At 72.1% G+C, this 14,119-nt stretch carries 15 protein-coding genes; 11 read left to right on the plus strand and 4 right to left on the minus strand.

Annotated features, from left to right (window positions below):
• The first annotated feature begins 160 nt into the window (after positions 1-160).
• The 5 genes from KY5_RS07770 to KY5_RS07790 are packed head-to-tail and all read left to right on the plus strand — an operon-like array spanning position 161 to position 2,887.
• Positions 161-805, plus strand: a complete 645-nt coding sequence (locus tag KY5_RS07770) for a TetR family transcriptional regulator (RefSeq protein WP_098241522.1) — start codon at positions 161-163, stop codon at positions 803-805.
• The gene (locus tag KY5_RS07775) at positions 802-1,572 is read left to right on the plus strand and encodes a glucose 1-dehydrogenase (RefSeq protein WP_098241523.1); all 771 of its coding nucleotides are present in this window, start codon (positions 802-804) and stop codon (positions 1,570-1,572) included. The genes KY5_RS07770 and KY5_RS07775 overlap by 4 nt, the downstream gene beginning before the upstream one ends.
• Positions 1,573-1,587: 15 nt before the next feature.
• Entirely contained in the window at positions 1,588-2,124 is a 537-nt protein-coding gene (locus KY5_RS07780; RefSeq protein WP_098247111.1) for an NUDIX hydrolase, read from the plus strand.
• Positions 2,125-2,175: 51 nt separating this feature from the next.
• Positions 2,176-2,541: a YidH family protein gene (locus KY5_RS07785; RefSeq protein ID WP_418952862.1), complete on the plus strand. Its 366-nt coding sequence runs from the start codon at positions 2,176-2,178 to the stop codon at positions 2,539-2,541.
• A 4-nt stretch (positions 2,542-2,545) separates the two neighbouring features.
• Entirely contained in the window at positions 2,546-2,887 is a 342-nt protein-coding gene (locus KY5_RS07790; protein WP_098241525.1) for a DUF202 domain-containing protein, read from the plus strand.
• Between the two features lie 24 nt (positions 2,888-2,911).
• On the opposite strand, the gene KY5_RS07795 is transcribed toward KY5_RS07790, so the two are convergent.
• Complete coding sequence (locus tag KY5_RS07795) at positions 2,912-3,847, minus strand: NADP-dependent oxidoreductase (protein WP_098241526.1); 936 nt, start codon at positions 3,845-3,847, stop codon at positions 2,912-2,914.
• Positions 3,848-3,964: 117 nt separating this feature from the next.
• Between KY5_RS07795 and KY5_RS07800 the strand changes: the two genes are divergently transcribed.
• The 3 genes from KY5_RS07800 to KY5_RS07810 all read left to right on the plus strand — a co-directional run bounded on the left by KY5_RS07800 (position 3,965) and on the right by KY5_RS07810 (position 6,692).
• Positions 3,965-4,261 carry a hypothetical protein gene (locus tag KY5_RS07800; RefSeq protein WP_098241527.1) on the plus strand — a complete coding sequence of 99 codons (297 nt, stop codon included), beginning with the start codon at positions 3,965-3,967 and terminating at the stop codon, positions 4,259-4,261.
• A 157-nt stretch (positions 4,262-4,418) separates the two neighbouring features.
• Positions 4,419-5,450: a phosphotransferase family protein gene (locus KY5_RS07805; protein ID WP_098241528.1), complete on the plus strand. Its 1,032-nt coding sequence runs from the start codon at positions 4,419-4,421 to the stop codon at positions 5,448-5,450.
• A gap of 9 nt (positions 5,451-5,459) precedes the next feature.
• A complete protein-coding gene (locus KY5_RS07810) occupies positions 5,460-6,692 on the plus strand; it encodes an acyl-CoA dehydrogenase family protein (protein ID WP_098241529.1) in 1,233 nt (410 codons plus the stop codon).
• A gap of 121 nt (positions 6,693-6,813) precedes the next feature.
• Here the strand turns inward: KY5_RS07810 and KY5_RS07815 are convergent, their stop codons facing one another.
• From KY5_RS07815 to KY5_RS07825, 3 genes are read right to left on the minus strand one after another with little or no spacing between them, the layout of a single operon-like run.
• Positions 6,814-7,410: a TetR/AcrR family transcriptional regulator gene (locus tag KY5_RS07815; protein ID WP_098241530.1), complete on the minus strand. Its 597-nt coding sequence runs from the start codon at positions 7,408-7,410 to the stop codon at positions 6,814-6,816.
• Positions 7,411-7,431: 21 nt separating this feature from the next.
• Entirely contained in the window at positions 7,432-9,105 is a 1,674-nt protein-coding gene (locus KY5_RS07820) for a class I adenylate-forming enzyme family protein (RefSeq protein WP_098241531.1), read from the minus strand.
• Positions 9,102-9,869: an SDR family oxidoreductase gene (locus KY5_RS07825; protein ID WP_098247112.1), complete on the minus strand. Its 768-nt coding sequence runs from the start codon at positions 9,867-9,869 to the stop codon at positions 9,102-9,104. Before KY5_RS07825 ends, KY5_RS07820 begins: the two co-directional genes overlap by 4 nt.
• 145 nt (positions 9,870-10,014) lie before the next feature.
• Here KY5_RS07825 and KY5_RS07830 point away from each other — a divergent pair, with 145 nt between their 5' ends.
• The 3 genes from KY5_RS07830 to KY5_RS07840 all read left to right on the plus strand — a co-directional run bounded on the left by KY5_RS07830 (position 10,015) and on the right by KY5_RS07840 (position 14,111).
• The gene (locus KY5_RS07830) at positions 10,015-11,265 is read left to right on the plus strand and encodes an exo-beta-N-acetylmuramidase NamZ domain-containing protein (protein WP_098241532.1); all 1,251 of its coding nucleotides are present in this window, start codon (positions 10,015-10,017) and stop codon (positions 11,263-11,265) included.
• Between the two features lie 129 nt (positions 11,266-11,394).
• Positions 11,395-12,732, plus strand: coding sequence for an erythromycin esterase family protein (locus KY5_RS07835; protein ID WP_098241533.1), 1,338 nt, complete (start codon positions 11,395-11,397; stop codon positions 12,730-12,732).
• Positions 12,733-12,791: 59 nt separating this feature from the next.
• On the plus strand, positions 12,792-14,111 hold the full coding sequence (locus tag KY5_RS07840) for an MFS transporter (protein WP_234362646.1): 1,320 nt from the start codon (positions 12,792-12,794) through the stop codon (positions 14,109-14,111).
• The last annotated feature ends 8 nt before the right edge of the window (positions 14,112-14,119 follow it).

Raw genomic sequence — 14,119 nt, forward strand, 5'->3', positions numbered from 1 at the left:
CCGAGCCGCACGGGGACCCTCCACGCCGAGCCGCGCACATCACCTGCGGGCTCGTTGGGGCTGGGCGCGCCGTTCCCCGCGCCCCTGGCCGGGCCGCGCGTCCAGTGGGGTCCGCAGGTGCTTCCTCGCTTTTAATAATGGTCGGCATTAGAGTGGGGGCATGGCCAGGACATCAGGTCCCGAGACTCGGGAGAAGCTCATTCGTGCTGGTGAAGAGGTCTTCGCCGAGCAGGGAGTGGACGGGGCCCAGCTGCGGGACATCGTGCGGATCGCGGGGCAGAGCAATCCCTCTGCCGTGCAGTACCACTTCGGCTCCCGGGGCGGGCTGCTCGATGCCGTGATGGCCGCGCGTCAGGAGCGCACCGAGCTGGTGCTCGCCGACGAGTTGGAGCGGGTCGGCGACGGTGCGGGGCTGCGCGGGCTGCTCGGTGCTCTGGTGGCCGCGGAGGCCACCGAGTTGCGCACCGAGCGCGGGCGGCGCTGTCTGCGCGTGTCCGCCCAGCTCAGCCACGAGAGCGGCGTACGCACCAGGACCCCGCACCCCACCATCGACGGCACCGTCTACTGGCGCCTCATCGGGCTCGTCGAGGACTGCCTCACCGAGGCGGGCCTGCCCGAGCCGCTGCGCCTGGAGCGCCTGGACCTGGCGCTGACGCTGGTCGGCGCCGCCCTCGGCGACCGCGCCCGCCAGTACCTGGCGGGCACCACCCCCCTGACCGACGAGCGGCTCTTCCTCGCCGACCTCGTCGAAACCACCGCGGCCCTGTTGCGGGCCCCGCGACCCCACCTTGGAGATGCCTCATGACCCAGCACGACCTCACCGGCAAGACCGTCGTCATCACGGGCGCCGCCCGCGGCCTGGGCGCGGACGCCGCCCGCCAGGCGGTGGCCGCGGGCGCCAGCGTCGTCCTCACCGACGTCCTCGACGAGGAGGGCGAGGCCACCGCGAAGGCCCTCGGCGAGCGCGCCCGCTTCGTCCACCACGACGTGACGTCCGAGGCGGACTGGCAGCGGGTGGCCGACTTCGCCGTCGCCGAGTTCGGCGGCATCCACGGCCTGGTGAACAACGCGGGCATATCCACCGGACAGTTCCTGGAGTCGGAGTCCGTCGAGCACTTCCGCAAGGTCCTCGACATCAACCTCACCGGCGTGTTCATCGGCATGAAGACCGTCATCCCGGCCATGAAGGAGGCCGGGGGCGGATCCATCGTCAACATCTCCTCCGCGGCCGGGCTCATGGGCCTCGCGCTCACCGCCGGGTACGGCGCGTCCAAGTGGGGCGTGCGCGGCCTCACCAAGATCGGCGCCGTGGAGCTCGGCACCGCCCGCATCCGCGTCAACTCCGTCCACCCCGGCATGACGTACACCCCGATGACCGCCCAGGTCGGCATCGAGCAGGGCGAGGGCAAGTACCCCAACACCCCGATGGGCCGGGTCGGCGAGCCGCACGAGATCGCCAGCGCCATGGTCTTCCTGCTCTCGGACGCCGCCTCCTACGTGACCGGCGCCGAGCTCGCCGTCGACGGCGGCTGGACGGCGGGCCCCACGGTCAAGTACGTCATGGGGCAGTGAGGTTGGATGGTCGGCATGACTGACTCAGCAGCCGGACAGGCCGACCCCCGCGAAGAGATCCTGACCATCGTCGACGAGCACGACGAGGTCGTCGGCGAGGCCCCCCGCGCCGAGGCGTACGCGCGTGGCCTGCGGCACCGCTGTGTGTTCATCGAGGTGCGGGACGCCCGGGGCCGTCTCTTCGTGCACCGCCGCACCCCGACCAAGCTGGTCTTCCCCTCGCGGTACGACATGTTCGTCGGCGGCGTGGTCGGGGCGGGCGAGTCGTACGACGACGCGGCGCTGCGCGAGGCACAGGAGGAGCTGGGGGTCCAGGGACTGCCGCGCCCCACGCCCCTGTTCAAGTTCCTGTACGACGACGGCGCCGGGCACTCCTGGTGGTCCGCCCTGTACGAGGTGCGCTGTGACCTGCCGGTGGACCCGCAGGCCGAGGAGGTCGCCTGGCACGACTTCGTCACCGACGACGAGTTGGAGCGGCGGCTCGGCACGTGGGAGTGGGTGCCGGACGGGCTCGACGCCTACCACCGGCTGAGGGCCTTCCGCGCGGCCTGACCTGGCACGGCTTATGGTGCGCCCGTGAGCAATTTCGTACAGGGCCTGCGGATGTGGTTCGCGCCCGAACGCATCCGCGAGGAGGGCGACACCCCCGACTACCGCTTCTCGCTCGCCAACGAACGCACCTTCCTGGCCTGGCTGCGCACCGCGCTGGCGCTGATCGGCGGCGGCTTCGCCGTGGACCAGTTCCTGCCGGACCTGCGCTGGGCGTGGCGCATCGGGCTCGCGCTCGCGCTGCTCGCCGCGGGCGTGCTCTGCTCGCTGCGCGCGGTGAACCACTGGGTGCGCTGCGAGCGGGCCATGCGGCGCGGCGACGACCTGCCCACGAGCCGCTTCCCCGTGCTGCTCGGCCTCGCCGTCGCCGTGGTCGCGCTCGCCATGGTGGTGGTCGTGCTCTTCGGGTGGGAGGGGTGACGGGGTGACACCGGCCGGGGAACAGGTCCGCGATCCCGGGGAACGGGTCCGCGATCCCGGGCTCCAGCCGGAGCGCACCCGGCTCGCGTGGCGGCGTACGACGCTGTCGTGCACGGTCGCCGCCGTGCTCGCCGGACGGGCCGCGCTGCACCAGGGGCCGACGGTGCCCGGCGTCCTCGCCTGCGCCCTGTGCCTGCTGCTCTGGCTGGGCTTCCTGGCCGTCGCGCACCGCAGGATGGTCGCCCTGAGCGCGTGCGGGCCCCGGACGCTCTCCCTCGGCACCGCGCGGGCCGCGGCGCTGTGCACGCTGGCGTTCGCGGTGTGCGCCGCGGCGATGGTGTTCTGAGAGGGCCCCGAGCGGGGCGCGGGGTCAGTCCGTCCACTCCACCGTGACGACGATCTTGCCCCGGGTGCGGCCCTCCGCGTTGCGCCGGTGCGCCTCCGCGGCCCGCTCCAGCGGGAACGTCTCGTCGACGTGGACGGTCAGGACGTCCTGCTCGGCGAGCTCGGTGAGCCGTCGCAGATCGGCGGCGTCGGGACGTACGAAGCAGTAGTGGCCGCCGAGCCCGATCACGCCGCCGTCCGCGATGGAGGCGAGCCTCCCGCCGGGGGCGAGGAGTTCGGCCGATGCCTTGAGCGCGTCGCCCCCGACCGTGTCGAAGGCCGCGTCGACGCCCTCGGGCGCGAGGGCCCGCACGCGGTCGACGAGTCCGTCCCCGTAGGTGACGGGTTCCGCGCCGAGCTCGCGCAGATAGTCGTGGTTGCGCTCGCTCGCGGTGCCGATGACGCGGGCGCCCGCGTGCCGGGCGAGCTGGACGGCGAGCGAGCCGACCCCGCCCGCGGCCGCGTGCACGAGCACGACGTCGCCCTCGGTGACCTCAAGAGCCTTGACGATCACCTGGTAGGCGGTGAGCCCGGCGAGCGGCAGCCCCGCGGCCTCCTCGAAGGTGAGGTTGCGCGGCTTGCGGGCGAGGGTGCGCACGGGCGCGGCGACGTACTCGGCGAACGTGCCGCGCGAGAGGAAGTCCTCGCGCACATAGCCGATGACCTCGTCGCCGACGGCGAACTCCGGCACGGACGCGCCCGGCTGGACCACCACACCGGCGACGTCCCAGCCCGGGATCACGGGGAAGACCGGGTCGAGGGCGGCGTCGAGGTAGCCCTCGCGGCACTTCCAGTCGACGGGGTTCACGGCGGCGGCCCGCACCTTCACCAGGACGGAGTCGGGGCCGACCTTGGGGTCGCGCACCTCGCCGTACTCGAGGACTTCGGGTCCGCCGTAGCTGCGGTAGCTGATCGCCTTCATGGGGTCGCCTTCACGGAGGTCGGAGAGACACCGACAAGGCTCCCATAACGCCATCAAAGGGGCATCGGGGGCTAGCCTGAGAGGGTCACCCCTCCCCCCCCATCGAAGGTGTGCGCCATGACCACGCTCCACCACGAACACCCCGTCCACGACCACGTCCACGGCCCCGCGTGCGGCCATCCCGAGGTGCCGCACGGTGACCACGTCGACTACGCGCACGACGGGCATCTGCACCGGCTGCACACCGACCACTACGACGAGTGCGAGCCGAGCGGGCACGTGGCCCATCAGGGGCATGATCACCAGCACGGCGACGGCTGCGGGCATGACGCCGTCAGCCACGCCGATCACGTCGACTATCTGCACGATGGGCATCGGCACGCCGCCCACGAAGGGCACTGGGACGATCACTGAGGGCCCCTGAGCACGCGGGACGACTGCGGGCCGGGTGTGGCTGGTCGCGCAGTTCCCCGCGCCCCTTCCTGGCCCGTCCCCGATAGCCCCTAGACGACATACCGACTGGTCGGCATCATGGTGTGGCACGCCACCGCCTCGCCGATCAGGAGTGAAGATGAGCGCAGTCCACCCACCGGGCCTCGACCTGGAGACGTTGCGCGGCCACCTCGACCGCGAACGGCCAGGGCTGGTCGGCGGGCCGCTCTCGGCCCGGCTCGTCGAGGGCGGCCGGTCCAACCTCACGTACGCCGTGACCGACGGCGCGTCCCGCTGGGTGGTGCGGCGCCCCCCGCTGGGCCACGTGCTCGCCACCGCGCACGACATGAAGCGCGAGCACCGGGTGATCAGCGCACTGCACCCGACGGACGTGCCGGTGCCGAAGCCGGTGCTCCTGTGCGAGGACGAGTCGGTCATCGGCTCGCCCTTCTACGTCATGGAGTACGTGGAGGGCACCCCCTACCGCACCGCCGAACAGCTCGCGCCGCTCGGCCCCGAGCGGACCCGCGCCGCGGTGCTCACGCTCGTCGACACCCTCGTCGACCTGCACGCCGTGGACCCTGATTCGGTCGGCCTCGGCGACTTCGGGCGCCCCGACGGCTTCCTCGACCGGCAGCTGCGCCGCTGGGGCAAGCAGCTCGACGCGTCCCGCGGCCGCGACCTCGCGGGCATCGACGAGCTGCACGCCGCCCTCGGCCGCGCGCTGCCCACCTCGCCCGCGGCGACCGTCATCCACGGCGACTACCGGCTCGACAACGTCCTGATCGACGGGTCCGACCGGATCAGGGCGGTGCTCGACTGGGAGATGTCCACGCTGGGCGACCCCCTCACCGACCTGGGCCTCCTGGCCATGTACAGCGTCAAGCTGGAGCTGCCCGACTCCCCCGTCAGCACCACGGCGGGCGCCCCCGGCCACCCGGACCCGGCCGAGCTCATCGAGCGGTACGCCACGCGGTCGGGGCGCGACGTCGGCGCCATCTCCTGGTACACGGCCTTCGCGTGGTTCAAGCTCGCCGTGATCCTGGAGGGCATCCACTACCGCTTCACGCTCGGCCAGACCGTCGGCGCGGGCTTCGACCGGATCGGCGAGCTGGTCCCGGTCTTCATCGAGCACGGCCTCACCACTCTCCAGGGACGACAGGAAGGCTGAGGGACAGCCATGGACTTCGCATTCGACGCGCGCACCGAAGAGCTGCGCGCCAAGCTGCTCGCCTTCATGGAGGAGCACGTCCACCCGGCCGAGCAGGTCGTCGAGGAGCAGCGCGCCCTGCTCGCCTCGCCCTGGGACACGCCCTCGGTCGTCGAGGAGCTGAAGGCCGAGGCCCGTCGCCAGGGGCTGTGGAATCTCTTCTTTGTAGACCAGCACAGCCTTCCCGACGCGGAGCACGGCGCGGGCCTCACCAACCTCCAGTACGCGCCGCTCGCCGAGATCACCGGCCGCTCCCCGCAGTTGGCGCCCACCGCGCTGAACTGCGCGGCGCCCGACACCGGCAACATGGAGGTCCTCGCGCAGTTCGGCACGGACGAGCAGCGCAAGCAGTGGCTGGAGCCGCTGCTCGCCGGTGAGATCCGTTCGGCGTTCGCGATGACCGAACCCGAGGTCGCCTCGTCCGACGCCACGAACATCACCACGCTGATCGAGCGGCAGGGCGACGAGTACGTCGTCTCGGGCCGCAAGTGGTACATCTCCGGGGCGATGAACCCCGACTGCAAGGTCTTCATCGTGATGGGCAAGACGGACCCGGACGCCTCCGACATCCGCCGCCAGCAGTCGATGGTGCTCGTCCCGCGCGACACCCCCGGCCTCGAAGTGCGGCGCGCCATGAAGGTCTACGGCTACGAGGACCACTACCACGGCGGCCACGCCGAGGTCGTCTTCGACGACGTCAGGGTCCCCGTCTCGAACCTGATCGGCGAGGAGGGCGGCGGCTTCGCCATCGCGCAGGCGCGGCTCGGCCCCGGCCGCATCCACCACTGCATGCGGCTGATCGGCATGGCCGAGCGCGCCATCGAGCTGATGTGCAGGCGCGCGGTCTCCCGTACGGCCTTCGGCAAGCCGCTCGCCCAGCAGGGCGTGGTGCAGGAGTGGATCGCGGACGCGCGGGTCGCGGTGGAGCAGCTGCGTCTTCTCGTACTCAAGACGGCCTGGCTGATGGACACCGTCGGCAACAAGGGCGCGCACACGGAGATCCAGTCCATCAAGATCGCGACGCCGCGTGCGGTGGTCGACATCCTCGACCGGGCGGTGCAGCTCCATGGCGCGGGGGGCGTGAGCCAGGACTTCCCGCTCGCGGAACTGTGGGCGGGAGCGCGGACCTTGCAGCTCGCCGATGGGCCCGACGAGGTGCATCAGCGCTCCCTCGCGCGGCGTGAGCTGAAGAAGTACGTGTAGCCCCGTAAGGGGCGCGGGGAACTGCGCGGCCAGCCCGCGACGGGCCGCGCCCGCCGTAAGGCCTGCCGCGGCAGACGCGACCGCGCCCCGGCGGGGGCTGAGCGCGCAGTTCCCCGCGCCCCTACGGGGCCCGCAGGGCCCTCAAGAGCAGGTCGGCCAGGTGGTCCGCCACCTGCTGAGGAGTGAGCGGGCCCTCCGGGCGGTACCACGTGGACAAGTGGTGGACGGACCCGAAGTGGTAGTCCACCACGAGATCCGCGGGGGTCGCCGTGGAGAAGACGCCGGAGGCCTGCCCCTCCTCGATCAGCGCGCGGAACCGCTCGTGATAGCGGCGCCGCTCCGCACGGACCTGCTTGTTCTTCTCAGGGCTCAGGTGGTGCATGGAGCGGAAGAAGATCGACGCGTCGTCGAGGTTGTCGATGGTGGTGACCACGACGTCGGCCGCGGCGTCGCGGACCCGCTGCTCGACGGGCGCGTCCGCGTCCGCGATGGCGTCGAGCCGCTCCTGCTGGACGCGGAGCATCCGGGCGTAGACCTCGTGCAGCAGGTCGTCCTTGGAGCCGAAGTAGTGGTAGAGCGCGCCTTTGGTGACACCGGCCGCCTCCACGATCTCCTGCACCGACGTGCGGTCGTAGCCGCGGTCGGCGAAGAGCCGGGTGGCGGCGGCAAGCAGCCGCTGCGGGACGGGCGTGCCGTCACCGTCCGTCGTCCTGGCCACTGCCGCCACCTGCCTTTCGCATCATTGACTGTTCCGTGCACGGGAACGCAGTTCCCGCCGGAGGATCTTCCCACTTGTCGTCTTCGGGAGCTCCGCCAGGATCGCGACCTCGCGCGGGTACTTGTAGGCGGCGAGCCGCTCCGCGCAGTACGCGATCAGTTCGTCGGCGCCGGTGTCACTGCCGGGACGCAGGCTGACGTACGCCTTGACGCTCTCCCCGCGGTAGCTGTCGGGCACCCCGACGACGGCCGCCTCGCGGACCGCGGGGTGGGTGTAGAGGACGTCCTCGACCTCGCGCGGCCAGACCTTGAAGCCGGACGCGTTGATCATGTCCTTCTTGCGGTCGACGACGTAGAGCCAGCCCGCCGGGTCCATGAACCCGATGTCGCCGGTGCGCAGTTCTCCGTCGGGGAAGGACTCGCCGGTGGCCTCGGGCCGCTGCCAGTAGCCGGGCACCACCTGCGGTCCGCGCACCACGATCTCGCCGTGCTCCCCGAAGGGCACCTCCTGGCCGAGGTCGTCCAGGATGCGTACGACGGTCTCGGGGCCTGGAACGCCGACGGCCAACGTGCCCGAGACCGGGTCGACCGGCGCCTCCTGCCCCGGCGGCACGGAGGCGCAGGGCGCGGTGCACTCGGTGAGGCCGTAGCCGTTGTGCAGGTAGGGGCCGAAGTCGGCGCGGAACCTCTCCACCAGGGCGGGCGGCAGCGGGGCGCCGCCCGAGGAGATCATCTGGAAGGAGTCGAAGTGCGCGCGGGTCGCCTTCGGGTGGGCGGCGAGTGCCATGAAGGCGGTCGAGGGGCCGACCGTGTAGGCGGGCCGGTGCTCGGCGAAGGCGTCGAGGACGACGCCCGCCTCGAAGCGGTAGGCGAGCGCGAGGGTGCCCGCGTTGGCGATGCACCCGGCGACCTGCGCGACCATGCCGGTGATGTGGAAGAGCGGCGCCATCGCGAAGTAGCAGGAGCCCTGCGGCATCGTGCAGCCGACGCGCTGCCGCTCGGCGTTGTAGGTGATGTTGCCGTGGGTGTTCATGGCGCCCTTGGGGGCGCCGCTGGTGCCCGAGGTGTAGCTGATCAGGGCGATGTCGTCCCTGCCGAGCGTCCGGTCGGCGGGCGCGGCGACGCCCTGGCGCGCCACCGCCACCAGGTCGTCGGCGTCGGCGGGCGTGGGCAGCCGCTCGAAGTCGAGAACCCGGGTGTCGCCCCGCGTCTGGAGGTCGAGCTGGCAGGCGGTGAGCACGACGCGGACCGGGGAGTCCGCCGCCGTCTCGCGCAGGTACGTCTCCCAGGCGCGGTCGGCGCAGATCAGCGCGGCCACGCCCGCGTCGGCCAGGACGTGGCCGACCTCCGCCGACTTGTACATGGGGTTGACGGGCACGACCGTGGCGCCCGCCTTCCAGGCGCCGAGCAGCGCGATCACGAAGTGCGGGGTGTTCTGCAGGAGGATCGCGACGCGGTCGCCGCGTGCGATGCCGCGCGCGGCCAGGTGTCCGGCCACGGAGTCGGTGAGCGCGTCCGTCTCGCGGTAGCTCAGGCGCCCGTCGAAGTAGGCGAGCGCGGTGTGCTCGGGCGCCCGCTCCACGGCCGAGCGGAAGGCGTGCACGACGGAGGCGGCGGGCCGTACGGGGCCGCGCTGGGCGTCGTTGAGGCGCGCGAGCCAGGGCTTCGCGGCGTAGATCGAGGTCGTGTCGCTCACCGCTCCGTCTCCTCCCACTTCTGCTGGATGTGGTTCATGCCGGTCAGCCACTTGTCGGGGGTGGCGGCCCGCGCCTGGTAGTACGCGGCGACCTCGGGGTGCGGAAGGATCAGGAAGCGGTCCTCCTCGATGCCCGCGAAGAGCGCGTCCGCGACGGCCGCCGGTTCGATCGCGGTGGGCGCGAGCACGAGGTCGCCCGCGGTGCCGGTGGCGGCGAGCATGTCGGTGCGCACGCCCTGCGGGCAGATCGCGTGGACCTTGATGCCGCGGTGCCGGTAGGTGAGCGAGAGCCATTCGGCGAAGGCGTACGCGCCGTGCTTGGTGACGCTGTAGGGCGCGGCGCCGATCATGGTGAGCAGTCCGGCGGCGGAGACGGTCGAGACGAAGCGGCCGCTGCCCCGCTCCAGCCAGCCGGGCAGGAGCGCGTGCGCCGCCCGCACGTGGGCCATGACGTTGACGTCCCAGGCCGCGGCCCAGACCTCCTCGGGGGCGGCCTCGCTGCCGCCGGAGCCGAGCCCGGCGTTGGCGCAGTACACGTCGACCGTGCCGTCGAGCGCGTCCGCCGCCTCCCGCACGATCAGCGAGGCGTCGCCCGGCACGGCGATCCCGCCGATCTCGTCGGCGACGGTCTTGGCCTTGGCGCCGTCCATGTCGTTGACGACGACGCGCGCCCCCTCGGCGGCGAAGCGGCGGGCGAGCGCGGCCCCGATGCCGCCTCCCGCACCGGTGACGACAACTCCCTTGTCCTGCAGGGTCTCCACGATCGTTCTCCTTCGACCTGCGGCTCGGCAGGCTCCCCCGGCGCCTCGGCATTCCTCGCAGACTAACCAGTCGGTATGTCGCGGCGAAAGGGGGGCGCACGGCCCGGGTTCGTTCCCCGGCGCCCCCTCGGCCACTAGCGTCCGGCCCATGAACCTCTCCCGACGCGGACTCCTCGCCGCCACCGCGGGAACCGCCCTGACGCCGGCGGCCCCGGCCGCCGCCACCCCGTACGCCGGACAAGGGCCGAGACCCCGTCTTCGCACCGGGTTCGAGCGCCTCGCCGCCGACGGCTACCGGCTCCTCGAAGGACAGCGGGTCGGCGTCGTCACCAACCCCACCGGGGTGACGCGCGACGTGCGGCACGTCGTGGACGTGATGCACGCCGACGAGCGCGTGGACCTGGTCGCGGTGTTCGGCCCCGAGCACGGCTTCCGGGGCACCGAGCAGGCGGGCGGCTCGCAGGGCAGGTACGACGATCCGGCCACCGGGCTTCCCGTGTTCGACACCTACCGCAAGAGCGGCGAGGACCTGGCCGCCGTCTTCACGGCCGCCCGCGTGGACACCCTCGTCTTCGACATCCAGGACGTGGGCGCCCGCTTCTACACGTACATCTGGACGCTCTACGACTGCATGGCGGCGGCGCGCCTCGCGGGCAAGCGCCTGGTGGTGCTCGACCGGCCCAATCCGGTGTCGGGCCGCGAGGCGTACGGACCCGTCCTGCGCAGGGAGTTCGCGAGTTTCGTGGGGCGTGAGCCGATCGCGCAGACGCACGGCATGACGGTCGCGGAGCTGGCGCGGCTGTTCAACGGGGAGTTCCTGAAGCGGCCCGTCGAGCTGGAGACCGTCCTGATGACGGGCTGGCGGCGCACCGACTTCCCCGACGCGTCGGGGCTGCCCTGGGTGCCGCCGAGCCCGAACATGCCGACGCCCGACACCGCCCTGGCGTACGGCGGCACCTGTCTGTTCGAGGGCACGAACCTCTCCGAGGGGCGCGGCACGACCCGCCCCTTCGAACTGCTCGGCGCGGAGGGGATCGACCGGCGGTGGGCGGCCGCGCTCGACCGGCTCGACCTGCCGGGCGTGTACTTCAGGGAGGCGTACTTCGCCCCCACCTTCGACAAGTTCCGGGGGAAGACCATCGGCGGCGTCCAACTCCACGTGCACGACCGGGAGTCGTACGACCCCGTGCGCACCGGCATCGCGCTCCTGGTGACGGCGAGGAAGGCGTGGAGCGGCTTCGCCTGGCGCCCCGACCACTGGATCGACAAGCTCACCGGCTCGGCCCGGGTCCGCACGATGATCGACGCGGGTGCGGGGACGGACGAGGTGGTGGGCGCCTGGCAGGACGACCTCACCCGCTTCCGGGCGGTGCGCCGCCGGTATCTGCGCTACTCCTGACGCCCCGGTGGGGCAGGCCCCACTACGCCACGGGGTGCCTGCTCCATGGCGCCGCTCCCGCCGCGTGGGAGACCGTGATCTTCCGGTCGATCCGCGTGGGTTCGCGCGGGCGGAACAGGGAGGTTCGGCATGACACGGGTGACACGACGGGGAGTTCCCCTGCTGCTGGTCGCGGCGGCAGGGGCGGGGGCCGTGCTGTACGCGCCCCAGGGCGCGGGAGCGGCACCCCGTCCCGCCGATCCGGTCGCGGCGATCGAGCGCGCGGCCCACCCCCTGCGCTCGACCGACCCCGGCGGGAACACCGAGGACCTGCGGGCGCTCGGCCGGATGGTGGGCGGCGCCTCGGTGGTGGGGCTCGGCGAGGCGACCCACGGCTCGCACGAGTTCTTCACCATGAAGGAGCGGGTGTTCCGCCATCTCGTGAAGGAGAAGGGATTCACCACCTTCGCGCAGGAGATGAGCTGGACGACCGGCCTTCGCTTCGACGCCTACGTGCGGGGCGAGGGCCGCAAGGGCGACGTGCGCGCACTCGTCCACCGGGAACTGGCGAAGACGCCGTGGGACACCGACGAGTACGTCCATCTGCTCACCTGGATGCGCGCGTACAACGACAGGAACCCGGAGCGCGAGCTGCGCGTCATGGGTGACGACCTCAACTACCCGGAGCAGGGCGTCGAGTTGTTCGACGGGGTGCGCGCCTACGTGCGCGAGCACGATCCCGACCTGCTCGGCCGGATCGACGCCCTGTACGCGCCGCTGCGCCGGGTGACGGACGGCGACACCTACATGGCGCTGCCGCGCGCGGAGCGCCAGGCGCTGGCGAAGAAGGCGTGGGCGGCGTACGACCTGCTGAAGGAGCGGCGGCCCGCGGGAGGCGGCACGGCGTACGAACTGGCCCTGCACCACGCCCTGTCCGTCGCGCAGACCGGGGACATGTACGCCTTCCCGCTCGACACGGCCGAAGGGCAGCGGGACGCCATGCTCTACCGCGACCGGATCATGGCGGAGAACACGGCGTGGTGGCAGCGGTACGACGGCGGCAAGGTGTTCCTCTCGGCCCACAACGCGCACGTCGCGTACGAGTCCTACGACCCGCGCTACCCGAAGATGCAGGGCGCCTTCCTGCGCGACCGGCTCGGCAAGCGGTACGCGAGCATCGGGTTCACCTTCGACCGGGGTGGCTTCATGGCGCAGGGCCCGGACTCCGAGGTGTGGAAGCCCCGTTCGGTGGGCCCGGCCACCCGCGGCATGAACGAGTACACGCTCGACAAGGTGCGTCTCGACGACTACTTCGTCGATCTGCGCGCCCTGCCCGCCCCGGCCAAGGAGTGGCTGAGCCGGGCACGCGTGACCCGCAGCATCGGCTCGGGCTGGCCCGACGGCCCGTACAAGATCCGCCTCGCGCCCTCGCACGACGTCCTCATCCATCTGCACGAGGTCACCGCGGCCCACCGGCAGTCTCAGTGACCGAGACTGGCCGTATCAAGTATTGACTGCCCCCTCCATCCACCACGAGAGTGCCGCTCGTGCACAGCGAAGCGACAGCAACAGTGAAACAGCAGGTCCAGGACGCGGACGGCAGCCCGGAGAGCCTGCGCCGGGTGGCCGTGGCCTCCTTCATCGGGACGGCCATCGAGTTCTACGACTTCTACATCTACGGCACGGCGGCCGCGCTCGTCCTCAACCAGGCGTTCTTCCCGACCCTCGACCCGGTCAACGCCACCCTCGCCTCGTTCTCCACCTACGCGGTGGCGTTCGCGGCCCGGCCCATCGGCTCGGTGATCTTCGGCCACTTCGGGGACCGCGTGGGCCGCAAGTCCGTGCTCGTGGCCTCGCTGCTCCTGATGGGCCTCTCCACCGCGCTCGTCGGACTCCTGCCCGGATACGGCACGTTGGGCATCTGGGCGCCGGTCCTGCTGATCCTGCTCCGCTTCCTCCAGGGCATCGGGCTCGGCGGCGAGTGGGGCGGCGCGGCGCTGCTCGCGGTGGAGCACGCGCCGAAGAAGAAGCGCGGGATGTACGCCGCCTTCCCCCAACTCGGTCCCTCCGTCGGCTTCTTCGCGGCGACGGGCGTCTTCTGGCTGCTCTCCTCCACCCTCTCCGACGACGCGTTCCGCTCGTGGGGCTGGCGCGTGCCCTTCCTGCTCTCGTTCCTGCTCGTCGGCGTGGGACTCTTCGTGCGGCTGCGGATCAGCGAGACGCCGGTCTTCGCCAAGGTCATGGCGGCGCAGGAGGCCAGCAAGGTCCCCACGCTCGACGTGCTCCGCCGCCACCCGCGCGAACTGCTGCTCGGCGCGGGCGGGATGGTCGTCGCGTACGGCCTCTTCTACACCGCCACGACGTACTGCCTGGCGTACGCCACCGGCACCCTGCACGTCTCCCGCAACACCATGCTCGGCCTCTCCCTGGTGGCCTGCCTCTTCCTCGCGGCCGGTACCTGGCTCGCCGCGACCCGCTCGGACGGGGCGGGACGGCGCAGGCTGGTCCTCGCGGGCGCGGGGCTCGCGGTGGTCTGGGGCCTGGTCCTCTTCCCGCTCCTGGACACCGAGCAGCCGGTGCTCATCGCCCTCGCGATCGGCGGCGCGCTCTTCTGCATGGGCGTGGTCTACGGCCCGATGGGCGCCTACCTGCCGGAGCTGTTCAGCACGAACGTGCGCTACTCGGGCGCCTCGCTCGCGTACAACCTGGGCGGCGTGCTCGGCGGCGCGGTCTCTCCCCTGGTGGCGACCCGCCTCCAGTCCGCGTTCGGCTCCTCCTCGGTGGGCTGGTACGTGAGCGCCATGGCGGTCGTGTCGCTGGTGTGCGTGCTCGCGCTGCCGGAGACGCGGGAGCGGGAACTCGCCTGAGCGGGTGG

It is taken from the genome of Streptomyces formicae (assembly GCF_002556545.1).
GTDB lineage: Bacteria > Actinomycetota > Actinomycetes > Streptomycetales > Streptomycetaceae > Streptomyces > Streptomyces formicae_A.